This is a genomic window from Parapedobacter brassicae (assembly GCF_051400755.1).
GTDB lineage: Bacteria > Bacteroidota > Bacteroidia > Sphingobacteriales > Sphingobacteriaceae > Parapedobacter.
This window is the reverse complement of the sequence record NZ_JBLFFL010000005.1, coordinates 234,662-247,907: the sequence shown is the minus strand read 5'-3', so window position 1 is coordinate 247,907 and position 13,246 is coordinate 234,662. Positions and strand designations below refer to the sequence as shown.

The following is a 13,246-nucleotide window of genomic DNA, read 5'->3' as shown; positions in this document are numbered from 1 at the left end:
TATCGCCTTGCTCATCGGGACTCCGTTCTGCTACACCTGTCTCCTGTCTGATGTCTCCAGCCTCCTGTCTCACCCGGCCATCCATCGCCGTCTGCACGGCGAAGACCAATTCCTCCCAGGTGGTGTCCAATTTGCGGAGCACCTCTTGTCCAGCTGGCGTGATCTGGTAGTATTTGCGCGGCGGCCCCGAAGTAGATTCTTTCCATGCATAACTCAATAGGTCATTGTTTTTCAAGCGCGTGAGCAAAGGATATAGAGTACCCTCTACCACCAGCAACCGCGCTTTCTTGAGCTCGCTGATGATGTCCGAGGCATATATCTCGCCTTGCGAGATAATTGAAAGGATACAGTATTCCAGTATCCCTTTCCTCATTTGGGTTTGTGTATTATCTACTATCATAATACAAAGATATATGTTTAGGACTATACTATGCAATACATAGTAGTATATAAAAACAAAATGTGCTGATTATCAGATAAATAATTTTTACTTAATCGAAAAAGAAAAGCCGCCCCACTGAAAAATGGAGCGGCTCGGATGTTTTAGGCGGTGAGATTCGGTTAATAGCCCGGGTTCTGTTCGAGATTAGGGTTGACCGCGATTTGCTGGCTTGGTATCGGATAGACCAATCGATGCGGCTCAGAACTGGTAACCCTTACCGACCCCGGTTCCAAGAACTTACCAAAGCGGATCAAATCCTGTCTTCTCCATCCTTCCCAATACAACTCTCGGCCACGCTCATCGATCAGCTCATCTAACGTGAGTGTGGCAAGAGGTGTAGCACCACGATTGGTACGGATGGTATTGACCAAGGCCAGCGCCTCCGCCGGCGCACCCGTGCCACCCCGCAAGATGGCTTCAGCCTTCATGAGCAACACATCGGCATACCGGAACACGACCCAGTCATTGTTGCGCTGACCAGACGGCACACTGTAATCGAACGCGTATTTCATGACCCGGATGCCCGCGATTTCCAACGTAGTGCCGGATGTCCTAATGCTAACCTCCCGTGTGAATGCCAATGGTTGGCTCGAAGGGTTCCGTGCGTTCAACGGTCGGCCGGTACTCAAGTTGTATTGCTGGCCGATAAAGAAACCCACATTCCGCCTATGATCGGGGTTACTCATCGTATCCGCAGGGTAATCGTAGTAAATACCCAGGCGTTCGTCGCCTTCCTCATACCGGTCATAGTAATCCGAAAGGGTACACCAGCCGTTCCAGCCACCGGGCACCATGTTATAGTGGGCGACGGTGTTCCACGTCCGATCGACGTTGCCGCCCCGCACCCCATTCTCGTTATACAGCGTGAAGATGTTCTCCGTGGACACGGCATGATTATTCGGCGCAAAATTATCGAAGTACTTGCCGGGAGCAGAGATGGTATACCGATTGCTGGCCGTAATCTCATTTGCCAGGGTGATCACCTGGTTCATGTCAGCAGCATCAAACGCCGGATTTTCCCGGTTGAGGAATACACCCTTGTTCAGGTACAGCTTCATTAGCAGTGTCTTGGCAGCGTTTTGGTTAGCCACATAGGCTGCACCGGTGCTTGGCAGATCGCCCATAATGGCGTTCAACTCGCTGGCGATGAAATCGATGGCTTCCTGAGGCTGAAGCGTGACGGGGTCTGCCCGAAAATCCTCCAAATCTTCGCGATAAGGTACCACCCCCCAAAGATCTAACACGTCATACATACTGAGTGCCCGGATGAAGCGGGCCTCGGCGGCCTGTTGCGGGTTTGGATTATTGCGCAACACATTGGAGGCCTGGAATTGTGCCGTCAGCAGACTGACGAAGGTATTGTTCATGTACCCGTTATCAGCATTCCACGTGTGGAGGTGGATGGCCCGGTGCATCCCATTGTCATCCCAGTCGCCACCACGGGTAGGGGCGATAGCCGCATCGGTAGAAATTTCTTCCAACACCCATCGCTGTTCCTGCTGATAGGGTGTATTCAGCGCCAAGTAGGCACCGATCAATAAGTCTGCGGTATTCACATCTGATCCCCCTTGCTCCAACTCGCTCCGAAGCTGCTCGTCCAAGTCGGTACAGGAGAATGATAGTGCCGCAATAACCAAGAAAATGGTGCGATATAATTTAACTGTGTTCATGATTCCAAGTTTTTGCTACAATGAGAAATTAACACCTAAAAGAAACGTCCTCGCGGATGGAACGGGAAGATATTCGATACCCAGCGACGGTACCCCATTGGTTGTGCCATCCGTATTCACCTCGGGATCAAATCCGTTGTAACCCGTGAGGATAAACAGATTTTGGCCCGTAAGGGATACATTCAGGTTCCTGATGGTATTGCCAATGTTGCCCACATTATAGCTCAATGTCAGGTTTGACATTTTGAGGAAGTCTCCCTTCTCCAAATATCGGTTGGAGGGCGATGCCGAATTGGATGTAGATTCGACCGCCTGCGGGTCAAAGAACACCTTGCCGATATTCCGGTTTGACAGGTTATTGACCCCCAATACCGTGGCCATGGTGTTGTTGAACAGGTAGTGGCCAAACGCGCCGTGCATGTTGATGGTAGCCGTCAGCCGTTTATAATTCACATCGGTGGTGATACCCAACAAGTACTTGGGATTGGGGCTGCCTAAATAAAACTTGTTTAATGCCGGATCCACATCCGTACCTACGGCACCATCGAGCCCCCTGTACATGCTGGTTCCCGTCGTCGGGTCTATTCCTTCGAACTGGGCCAAATACCATACGTTCAGCGGCTGATCACTGACCATCCGCTGCCCCAGCACACCCGAAAACCCTTGTCCCCGGAGGGCAGCGGTTTCATAGTAGCCAAGCAGACCGCTCACTTCGTTCTTGAGGTAGGTGGCATTTGCACCGAGGTTCCAGTTCCAATTTTCCTGTTGGATGATGTTGCCCATCACGGCCAACTCCACCCCCTCATTAATGATTTCGCCATCCAGATTGACCCATATGCGGCCGCTGGGTGCAGGCTGGGCCAGGGTCTGCTCAAAGAGCGCATCCGTAGTGGTTTTGCGGAAATAATCCACCGAACCGGAAAGCCGATTCTGGAAAAACCCGAAATCAATACCGGCATTGATGGTAGATGAGCTTTCCCACCTTAGGTCCGGATTGCCGAAATTGGCTTGCGCGATACTCTGCGCACTGAAGACATAACGGTCTTTTGAAGCGCCCGAAGGAAACTCCTGGTTGCCGGTTTGTCCCCAGCCCAGGCGCAGCTTGAGGTTGCTGATGTGCTCGCTACCTTGCAAAAAGTCTTCGTTAGAAACATTCCAAGCAAATGCTAAGGAAGGAAAATTGGCATACCGGTTATTCTCCCCGAATTTTGTCGAGCCGTCTCTCCGGATTGTCCCGGTAAACAGGTACCGATCCCGATAGTTAAGGGCTGCCCTGGCAAAGTATGATTGGAGTTCATTGGTGGGACTTCTAAAAGAATTGGCTCCCCTATTGTTAGCAATGGAATATTGCAAATAGTCAAAGTAATCAAGTCCGCCAATATCAGAAAAGCCACTCCCGCTCACCGAATTCCAGCGGCTATCATAACTCAGGTATTCATAACCGACGACGGCATTCAGGTTTAAGTCAGCCGTTATTTCTTTATTAAACGACAGCGTATGCGTCAATTGGTGGTTGGTTTCGGTATCATTGCCAATGAAAGCGGACCCGTTGTTGATGTCGTTGGGATTGATCATCCCCGCGATATAACGCCCCGTGCGCCGCCCAGCTTGGTGGGTGAGGCTGTACATGAATTTGTATTCCAACTCGTCGGTGATTTTGAAGGATGGAGCAAAGCTTGCTAAAATCGTGTTTACCTTAGCAATATCCTTATACGCTGCCAACGACGTGAGTGGATTCCGGAGGTCAGATGATTGAAAAGTCAACGCACCGTCACTATCTCTTAACGGGAGCGTGGGGTTCCATTGCAGCGCCTGCGAAATCACATTCCCTTCAAAACCCACTCCCACATCAATCGGTGCGATGTTTTCGTCGGTCTGCGCAGCCAAGATATTAACGTCAAGTCCCAAGCGTTTGCTCTCCAGAAACCTGAAGTTGCTGCTCACATTGGCCGTGTACTTTTTAAAGCGAGAGGTCTCAATGATACCATTCTGGTCTAAATAACCGGCCGAAATCCGGTACCGGCCGTCTTCATTACCGCCGGAGATATCCACCGAATAGTTTTGCGTCATGGCCGTCCGGGTTATCGCATCAAATGCATACTCGTCTCCACCGAAGTCTGTAGAGTCTCCCTGCAACCCATAGGCCTGCAAGGCCTGCCTGAACTCATCTGCACTCAGCACCTCGGGTCTCTTCAGCAGGTTAGAAAACCCGGTTGATGCAACCACATTGAGGGTTGGTGTACCGGACTGTCCCCGCTTGGTCGTGATGAGGACTACCCCATTGGCACCGCGTGAGCCGTATATCGCCGTAGCGGAGGCGTCTTTCAAAATGTCCATACTGGCAATGTCATTGGGATTGAGATAGCTAAGTGGATTGCCACCATCTGACCCGTACCCCCCACTGCCGCCCGGGCGGGCGGAGGTACCCGACAAGGGAATACCATCGACCACGAACAAGGGATTATTCCCCGCGCGGATGGAGGAATTGCCCCGTATCCGCACCGTCGTGGAGCCACCGGGCTGCCCGGTGTTGTTGATGACCATGACCCCGGCGGTACGGCCCTGAATCAACTGGTCCGGTGCCGCGATCACGCCCTTGTTGAAATCCTTGGCTTGCACGGATGCCACGGAGCCGGTAAGGTCGCGCTTCCGGGAGGTACCGTAGCCGATGACCACCACCTCGTCGAGACTCTCTCCGCCGGGTTTCAGCGTAATATCAATGACCTGCTGATTTCCGGAAACCGTAATGGAGCGCTCATCGGGCTCATAGCCGACGAACGAGGTTGATAGGGTGTATGTCCCATCGGCGACGCCCGTAAACGAAAAAAGCCCGTCCTCATTGGTGGCGACTTCTTTGTTTAGCTCTTTGATGAGCACGGAGGCGCCTGCCAACGGCTCATTGTTTTCGTCCAGCACTTTCCCTTGCACTCCGCCCGCTTGGGCGTGCCCCCATGTGGGACACAGCAGCGCCAGGCATAGCATGGCCACGCCGACGCATAATTGTCGAATAGTTAATGGAATTGTTCTCATAATTTATTTGTGTGTGTATGTGTTTATTAATGTGTGTTCAACATACTTGGCTCAACCGCCCACTGCAGTTCGCGTGCATATAATTGGCAAGGTCTTTCCAATGCATGGCCATTGGATAGCCGACACAAGAACAATTAATGATGAATTTTGTTTGAAAAAATATCTTCGGTAATCGGTCAGTTCCGATGTTTCAGTAAATACTTTCGGTATTGGTGCAACGCAAACAGGACAATGCCAACGGCCACCGCATATTGGATAAGGGGGTGCCCCGGCGGCAAGACCAACAGGCTGATGAGGCAGAAAATGACGACGAAGATGTACAGGTAACTGAAATAAGGGTGGGTGATGATTTTCTGGAACGTGTTCATGCGGTGCTTCTGATCACTCAACAGGTGCTATCCGGATGCCCACGTCGGTAATCTCGCGAAGGGGGTTCTCGCGCATATTTTGTTCAATGACGAACGTATACGTACCGGTATCCGGAAATTGGACAGACTGCTTGATCAACTGCTGGTGGGTAAATACGCTTCCGCCGCCCTCGCCCAGCCAACGACCGTCGGGCGCTGCGAGGGGCAGTTCAATGCGTTCGGTGGTATCGCTTCCATCGGGCCAATGCTGGTGAAGCAGTACGAAAATATTGGAATACTGATACTCCGGCGTATGCCGAAGGTTGAGGTAAACGTTGTAGCGTTTGCCGGTATCGGTGATGCGCGCTGTCAGCCGGGGCTGATCGGCGTACTGCCAGGCATGATCGGCGATGGCCACGTTTTGGTCCACTACCGCCGTGTCCATGCAGGATGCGGCAAGCAGCGCCATACCCAATCGTCCGATCCATACTGTCAACTGAAAACGCATCTGTCGTTAGCTGGCTGGTCCGTCTTGTTGTTGCCCCCCGGGTTTGCCTCTCCGGTTACCGCGGAACCGCTTTTTCGGCTTAGGCCTTGCGTCGGCAGACTTGTTTTCGGACGCCGACGGGCTTGCCGGGTCTTTCCGGTGCTCAGGCCGGCGTTGTTCCGGTTTGCGCTGCTCGGGCTTGCCTTGTTCCGGCTTATCCTGTCCCGGTCTTCCGGTTCTCGCTCCGGGTTTCCGTTTGTTCTTGGCAGACTTGTTTTTTTTCTTATTCCGCTCATCCAGGCGGGTCAGGCTATCTTGGCCCACTACATTTTCATAGTCGTAACTGACGGGCTTCTCTTCCACCGTTTCGATGACGATGGCGCCGATTTCTTCGGGTTTCACGCCTTCCTTGTTCAGCAGGTGGATTTCCTTCACCCGGTCGGTCGTCAGCGGGATCCAGTTTTCCTCACCGGGGTAGCTGAACCACATCAGTTTTTTGAAAATGTCGGTTTTCTGGAGAAACGCCGTACCCTTCTGGGTTTCTATCCGCTCGATGTTATTGGGAATATCCCGGAGGGCATCCATGTAGCTGTCCAGTTCGTAATTGAGGCAGCATTTGAGCTTTCCGCATTGTCCGGCTAGCTTCAGCGTATTGAGCGAAAGGTTTTGATAGCGCGCTGCCGAGGTAGACACCGTCTTGAAGTCGGTCAGCCAAGTAGAACAGCACAGCTCCCTGCCGCAGGAACCGATGCCGCCGAGCCTGCTTGCCTCTTGCCGCATGCCGATTTGCCGCATTTCGATACGGATACGAAAGGCTTCGGCCATGCGCTTGATCAGTTCCCGGAAATCGACACGCCCTTCGGCGGTATAATAAAACGTGGCCTTCGACTTGTCGCCCTGGTAATCTACATCGCTGATCTTCATGGATAGGCCAAGGTCCAGCGCCATGGTACGGGCGCGGTGCATGGTTTCCCATTCGAGGTCCTTAGCCGCCTGCCATTTTTTGATGTCGGCGTCCGTCACCTTCCGGTAGATCTTTTTGGTGACACTGGCGGGGTCTACATTGCTTTTCTTCAATTGCATCCGCACCAGTTCGCCCATCATGGATATGTGGCCAATGTCGTACCCTCCCGTACTGGGTTCTACGGCAACCATTTCGCCCATTTCGAGGTACAGGTTTTCATGATTGATGTAAAAATCCTTCCGCGACCCCTTGAACCTCACCTCCACGATGTTGAAGGGTTTATAATTTGTTGGCATGTCCATGTGGGACAGCCAATCGTATACATCCAATTTATTACATCCGCTCGTCATGCAAGCGCCATTATTCTGGCAACCTGCCGGTGTGCTGCCACACCCGCCGCCGGATGAGCAACTGCTACATCCCATAGTGATCGATATATGTCGAGTCCGCCAATTGGCGGAACGTTTGATATTTATATAGTAAAACCAACTGCAAAGATAAGTCTAAAAACAATATCTTTGGGTTTGCATTGCGCTCAATGTGATAATAAGCCTCCTCAAATAAGCCAACCGCCCGTTCGATCTGTGCCAGCTGATAATGTTTGCTGAATTTCTGCGCAAAATCCAATTCAGTACTGGGCAGATACACCAGCTGCGGCATATTTTCTTTGAGCAGCACCACCTGGCGCATGACATTAATGGCGTAAAGTAAGAAACTTTTTTGGTTTTCGCGGCCCAATTTTGATAATTCCTCGTCGCATACCTTGATCAATGCAGCACCTGCATCGGTAACGCAATGGCGCAACCAGCGAATCATCAAGTCAAAATGCCCTTTGGTGTCTTCTCCCAACAGATTAATCGCCTGCTGCACGCTACCATTGCTGATAAACGCGATTTCGTCGGCGCGCTGCGGGCTCAGCTGCTGGACATCCACCAAGTACCTGCTGACATCGGCATCGGCAAGGCGGTTTATCTTGACCAGCTGGGTGCGGGAAATGATGGTGTTCAATATCTTGTCCTGGTTTTCGGCGACCAACAGAAACAGCGTCTTTGCAGGCGGCTCTTCGATGAGTTTCAATAACGCGTTGCCCTGGGTATCCAAATACTCGGGCAACCACATAATGAGCACCTTGTATTCGGCCTCGAACGCTTTAAGGCTTAGTTTTTTAATGATGTGGTGCGCCTCAGCGATATTGATGTTGGCCTGCTTATTTTCGGCATCGAGCTGGCTGCGCCAATAATCGAGACCAAGGCAGGGGTTGGCCAGAAAAGCTTTACGCCAGGCTTCTACATATGTTGCCGCTGTATCATCCTTGTGTTTGGCAAAAAAAGGATAGGAAAAATGCAGGTCGGGGTGGATCAGTTTGCCGTATTTGCGGCACGAGGCGCAGTCGCCACAACTATCGTCGGGTTGCTTATTTTCGCAATTGATATATTGCGCATAGGCCACGGCCAGTGCAAGGCTGCCACTCCCTTCGGGCCCGAGGAAAAGCTGGGCATGGCTTACCCGGTTTTCGTGTATGGTATTGATGAGGCGCCGTTTGACGTCTTCTTGTCCGATGATTTCTTTAAAGCGCATAGTTAAACAGCTTATCGCTAATCAGTCCCAAATGCCATTTCCGTCCGTTAAGACGATCGGCTCCCGGTCTGTCACCACAATTGTGTGCTCATGCTGTGCTACAAAGCCCCCGCGGTTGCCTACCAAGGTCCATCCATCTTTCAAGGTGAGCGCCAAGGTTGAACGGGTTGAAATAAATGTCTCGATGGCAACCACCGAATTTTTCCTGAACCGGGTGGGGTTGAACCGGTCATAATAATTGGCCACATCACTCGGCTCCTCGTGCAGGCTCCGGCCTACGCCGTGGCCGGTGAGGTTTTTGATGACCGTATAACCCGATTTTTTTGCTTGTGTTTCAATAAGTCTGCCGATTTCGGCGATGCGGACGCCTCCACGGATATGGCTGATGGCCTTTTTCAAAATCTGCCTCGACGTATTCACGAGCGCCTGATGGTGGTGTACATCGCGACCCAATACAAACGAACCGCCGTTATCGGCCCAATACCCATTGAGTTCCGCTGAAACGTCGATATTCACCAAATCGCCTTCAAGCAATGTACGGTCAGCAGCGGGTATACCGTGCGCAACCTCGCCGTTCAGGCTGATGCATGTCCAACCCGGAAATCCATAGGTGAGGGCGGGTGCAGACTTCGCGCCATGTCTTTCGAGCAATTGTCGACCAAAATCGTCCAGTTGCTTCGTCGTGATACCCGGTCTCGCATAACGACGCATGGCATTCAACGTGAGCGCAACGACTTCGCTGACGTTCTTCATTCCTACCCACTCCGATTCGTTTGTGATTGACATCTTCCTATATCCTCCTTTTTGCGGACCGCGCAGGTATTGCTTGGCAATCCAGCAGATTCTCCAAAGGTACTAAAAAGCATTGATTTCGCCCGTCAGGTACAACTTGGCTTGTCCGCCGATTTCAACCCGGTCGCCCAGGTGGCGGCATTTGAGGTATCCTCCCCGCGTCGAAAGCTGCCGGGCGGTCAGCTCGCTTTTGCCCAGTTTGCCCGCCCAATAAGGGATTAGCGTGGTGTGTGCGGAACCCGTCACCGGGTCTTCGTCGACCCCGGATTGCGGACCGAAAAAACGGGATACAAAAGCCACTTCATTGCCCTGCGCCGTGATGATGACGCCCCGGGCGGGCAGCTGCGCGATCCGCGCCAAATCCGGCTTGGCCGATTGGATATGGGCTTCGCTTTCGAATACCAGCATATAATCGGTCTTGCCTTTATAGGCGGCAGTGGGCGCGATCCCTACGCATGCCGTCAATTCCGGTGTCACCGGGACGGGTGCATACACGTCTGCCGGAAAATTCAGGACGAGGAAATCACCGTCGCGCGTTACCGTGAGCGGCCCACTACGTGGCGAGTGGAAACGGACGGTGTCTTCTCCATAGCCTTCATGGTTGAACAACACAAAGGCCGATGCTAATGTGGCATGGCCGCAGAGATCGACCTCTACGGTAGGCGTGAACCACCGGATATCATATTCGTCGCCCCGTCTCACGTAGAAAGCCGTTTCGGCGAGGTTATTCTCCATCGCGATCTGTTGCATGAGCTTATCGTCCAACCACTCATCCAATGGGCATATCGCAGCCGGGTTACCGGAAAAAACCCGGTCGGTAAAGGCATCGATTTGATAGATTTTTAGCGTCATTGCTTATTTTCAATAATTATGCAAGTGGGTAAAACAAATATAGGATAATAATAGCCGATTATAGCCGATTATAAACGGATATATCCGTTTACCATCCGACTAACTTAGGTCGGCCGCCCCATTTTTGTCCTGTCGATGGCTAAGGGATGCCATCGTTCGTTAACCGCTTGTTTTACTATTAACCATTAGCATTATGAACACCTTAAAAAACAGTGTACGCCTGACCGGATTCTTAGGCAGCGACCCCGACGTCAAAACGTTTACCAACAACCGGAACTTTGCCCGTGTATCCATTGCCACCAACGAGCGCTATCGCAATAGCCAAGGGGAATGGGTATCGGATACCCAATGGCATAACCTGGTATTTTGGGGCAGACAGGCTGTGTTTGCCCAGAAGAGCCTGACCAAAGGGTCGGAAATCTGCGTTGAAGGCAAACTGGTCAACCGTCAATATGTGGATAAGGACGGGGTGACGCGCTATGTCACCGAAGTAAATGTAAACGAAGTGCTGCAGCTCAACCGCAAGCCGGAATAACGCTAAGGCGTCGTTTAATGGCGATGAAGCTTGCATGAATTGCTGCTTTGCTGAGTTCATCTTCTTTTTGATTGGCAATTCATGCAGGTTTCATTAGCTTTGCCGAAAATAAAACGCACGCATTTCATGGTCAAAGATACCGCCCTCACTGACATACACGTGGCTTTAGGCGCCAAGATGGTCCCTTTTGCCGGATTCAACATGCCCGTCCAGTACTCAGGCATCAACGACGAACACGAAACCGTCCGCAATGGGGTGGGCGTGTTTGATGTAAGCCACATGGGCGAGTTTATCCTCAAAGGCGACCGTGCACTGGATCTCGTGCAGAAAATCAGTTCCAACGATGCCTCGAAACTGTACGACGGGAAAGTGCAGTATGCCTATATCCCCAACGAAACGGGTGGGGTGGTAGACGACTTCCTTGTCTACCGGATTGACGAAAAGACCTATTTTTTGGTCGTCAATGCCTCCAATATCCAAAAAGATTGGGATTGGATATCCAAATACAACACCTATGGCGTGACGATGAAAAACATCTCTGACGAAACCTCGTTGCTTGCCATACAAGGTCCGAAAGCTGCCGAAGCGCTCGCCGGCCTCACCGACATCGACCTGGCGACCATGGAATATTACACGTTCAACAAAGGCACCTTTGCCGGGGTGGACAACGTGCTGGTATCAGCCACCGGGTACACCGGTGCGGGCGGATTTGAGGTGTATGTCGCTAATAGCGACGCCAAAGCGGTGTGGAACGCGATTTTTGAAGCGGGGGCACCTTATGGGATTAAGCCGATCGGCCTGGGCGCCCGCGATACCCTCCGCCTGGAAATGGGATTCTGCCTTTACGGCAACGATATCGATGATACCACCTCTCCCCTGGAAGCCGGATTGGGTTGGGTGACCAAGTTTACCAAGGACTTTGTCAATGCCGAAGGCTTGAAGAAACAGAAGGAGGCCGGATTGTCAAAAAAGCTGGTTGGGTTTGAAATGATCGACCGGGGTATCGCCCGCCATGGATATCACATCATGGATGCCAACGGCAATCCCATCGGACATGTTACCTCCGGCACCCAATCGCCTACGCTGAAAAAATCCATCGGCTTGGGATATGTGACCATCGACCACGCCAGGGAAGGAAGTGAGCTATACATTGACATCCGCAATAACGGCGTAAAGGCCGTCGTCGTAAAACCGCCGTTCGTGAAGTAAATGCGTTTATGAACATTAAAAGTATCCGCGTTTGTGTTAGTCCCGGGTTACTGCCGTTTTACGATGTAGCTGATACGGTAGCGGTTGTTATCGACATTTTCAGGGCTACTTCATCGATGTGTTATGGGTTGGCCAACGACGCCCGGGCCATTATCCCTGTTGCCGAGGTGGAGGAATGCCTGGCTTATCGGAATAACGGGCATCTATTGGCCGCTGAGCGCAATGGGGAGGTCGTGGCCGGCTTTGATTTCGGCAACTCGCCTTTTTCCTACACCGCGGAAAAGGTTGCCGGAAAAACCATTGTGTTGACCACCACCAACGGCACCCGAGCCATCCGGCAATGTTTGGATGCACATGCGGTGGTCATCGGGTCATTCTTAAACATCAGCGCACTCTTGGCTTGGCTCAAGACGCAAAACCACCACCTGCTGTTGGTCTGTGCAGGCTGGAAAAACCAGTTTAGTTTGGAGGATACCGTCTTTGCGGGCGCATTGGTGAACCGCCTCAACACAGCGGGCCTGGAATTGGATGATGCCGCGCACGCGGCAGAGCGTCTTTACCTGGACGCGCAGGGAGATCTGGAGGGATATCTCCTTAGCAACGCGTCTCACAGCAAGCGCATGCAACGGCTCGGCATCACAAAAGATATCACCTTCTGCCTACAAGAAGATCTGGTATCGGTCATCCCGGTGATGAAAGGTCATGAACTTGTTCGTTTGATCGAGCCGGCCGGGCCTTAGTGGACAACCCCTATCTGTTTTTGGTGAGTTGCCTGATCTGTTTCAGCAGCCGGTATTTCAAGAACACCAAGATGGCGATGATGGCTACTGAAATCGCGAGCACCGGATACTGCTTGCTGTTGTATGCCGCCACCGCGCTCAAGACCATGAGGATCAAACCGACATTCAATAGGATATTATATAAAAACTGCCTCTTCATGGCGCTCCCGAATCAATAGACTTGCATCTCCGGATCGAATGCATCGCGCCACGCCAAGATTCCGCCTTTCAGGTTATATAGGTTATCATACCCTTCCCGTTCGAGCAACATGATCGCCTGCGCGCTCCGCTTGCCGCTACGGCAATGTACCACCACCGGCTTATCGCGGGAAATCTTATCCTGCTCTAGCACCACTTCGGCCAAAGGAATGTTTTCGCCATCGATATTTGATGTTTCGTATTCAAACTCTTCACGTACATCAATCAATTGGAAATCTTCGTTATTGTCGATCTTTGCCTTTAGTTCTTCAACGGTAATCTCGTTCATATGCTCGCCTCTTTTATTATTCAAAGATAATGGTTATTCGGCAAAGCGAAGCAGATCATCAGGAATTTGTCTAC

At 51.7% G+C, this 13,246-nt stretch carries 13 protein-coding genes and 1 pseudogene; 3 read left to right on the top strand and 11 right to left on the bottom strand.

Annotation, left to right across the window (positions count from 1 at the left end; translation table 11 throughout):
- Positions 1-73: 73 nt before the first annotated feature.
- The 9 genes and pseudogenes from ACMGDE_RS15165 to ACMGDE_RS15125 all read right to left on the bottom strand — a co-directional run.
- Positions 74-400, bottom strand: a pseudogene (locus ACMGDE_RS15165) (PadR family transcriptional regulator); the annotation flags it as partial.
- 161 nt (positions 401-561) lie between these two features.
- A complete protein-coding gene (locus tag ACMGDE_RS15160; protein ID WP_436833664.1) occupies positions 562-2,112 on the bottom strand; it encodes a RagB/SusD family nutrient uptake outer membrane protein in 1,551 nt (516 codons plus the stop codon).
- Positions 2,113-2,127: 15 nt separating this feature from the next.
- Positions 2,128-5,142, bottom strand: coding sequence for a SusC/RagA family TonB-linked outer membrane protein (locus ACMGDE_RS15155; protein WP_436833663.1), 3,015 nt, complete (start codon positions 5,140-5,142; stop codon positions 2,128-2,130).
- Between the two features lie 176 nt (positions 5,143-5,318).
- The gene (locus tag ACMGDE_RS15150) at positions 5,319-5,510 is read right to left on the bottom strand and encodes a hypothetical protein (protein WP_436833662.1); all 192 of its coding nucleotides are present in this window, start codon (positions 5,508-5,510) and stop codon (positions 5,319-5,321) included.
- Positions 5,511-5,523: 13 nt separating this feature from the next.
- Complete coding sequence (locus tag ACMGDE_RS15145; RefSeq protein WP_436833661.1) at positions 5,524-5,997, bottom strand: gliding motility lipoprotein GldH; 474 nt, start codon at positions 5,995-5,997, stop codon at positions 5,524-5,526.
- Positions 5,998-6,003: 6 nt separating this feature from the next.
- Entirely contained in the window at positions 6,004-7,365 is a 1,362-nt protein-coding gene (locus tag ACMGDE_RS15140; protein ID WP_436833660.1) for a PSP1 domain-containing protein, read from the bottom strand.
- Positions 7,355-8,518 carry a DNA polymerase III subunit gene (locus ACMGDE_RS15135; RefSeq protein ID WP_436833659.1) on the bottom strand — a complete coding sequence of 388 codons (1,164 nt, stop codon included), beginning with the start codon at positions 8,516-8,518 and terminating at the stop codon, positions 7,355-7,357. Before ACMGDE_RS15135 ends, ACMGDE_RS15140 begins: the two co-directional genes overlap by 11 nt.
- 21 nt (positions 8,519-8,539) lie before the next feature.
- The gene (map, locus tag ACMGDE_RS15130) at positions 8,540-9,304 is read right to left on the bottom strand and encodes a type I methionyl aminopeptidase (RefSeq protein ID WP_436833658.1); all 765 of its coding nucleotides are present in this window, start codon (positions 9,302-9,304) and stop codon (positions 8,540-8,542) included.
- 69 nt (positions 9,305-9,373) lie between these two features.
- A complete protein-coding gene (locus ACMGDE_RS15125; protein ID WP_436833657.1) occupies positions 9,374-10,162 on the bottom strand; it encodes a PhzF family phenazine biosynthesis protein in 789 nt (262 codons plus the stop codon).
- A gap of 193 nt (positions 10,163-10,355) precedes the next feature.
- On the opposite strand from ACMGDE_RS15125, the gene ACMGDE_RS15120 reads away from it, so the two are divergent.
- The 3 genes from ACMGDE_RS15120 (at position 10,356) to ACMGDE_RS15110 (ending at position 12,646) form a co-directional block, all read left to right on the top strand.
- Positions 10,356-10,697, top strand: a complete 342-nt coding sequence (locus tag ACMGDE_RS15120; protein WP_436833656.1) for a single-stranded DNA-binding protein — start codon at positions 10,356-10,358, stop codon at positions 10,695-10,697.
- Between the two features lie 126 nt (positions 10,698-10,823).
- Entirely contained in the window at positions 10,824-11,906 is a 1,083-nt protein-coding gene (gene gcvT / locus ACMGDE_RS15115) for a glycine cleavage system aminomethyltransferase GcvT (protein ID WP_436833655.1), read from the top strand.
- Between the two features lie 8 nt (positions 11,907-11,914).
- Positions 11,915-12,646 (top strand): 2-phosphosulfolactate phosphatase, encoded by a 732-nt coding sequence (locus tag ACMGDE_RS15110; protein WP_436833654.1) that lies wholly within the window; start codon positions 11,915-11,917, stop codon positions 12,644-12,646.
- A gap of 10 nt (positions 12,647-12,656) precedes the next feature.
- Here ACMGDE_RS15110 and ACMGDE_RS15105 read toward each other — a convergent pair whose 3' ends face one another.
- Together ACMGDE_RS15105 and ACMGDE_RS15100 are read right to left on the bottom strand one after the other, a co-directional pair.
- Positions 12,657-12,845, bottom strand: coding sequence for a DUF6358 family protein (locus ACMGDE_RS15105; RefSeq protein WP_436833653.1), 189 nt, complete (start codon positions 12,843-12,845; stop codon positions 12,657-12,659).
- Between the two features lie 12 nt (positions 12,846-12,857).
- Entirely contained in the window at positions 12,858-13,172 is a 315-nt protein-coding gene (locus ACMGDE_RS15100) for a rhodanese-like domain-containing protein (protein ID WP_436833652.1), read from the bottom strand.
- Positions 13,173-13,246 lie beyond the last annotated feature (74 nt).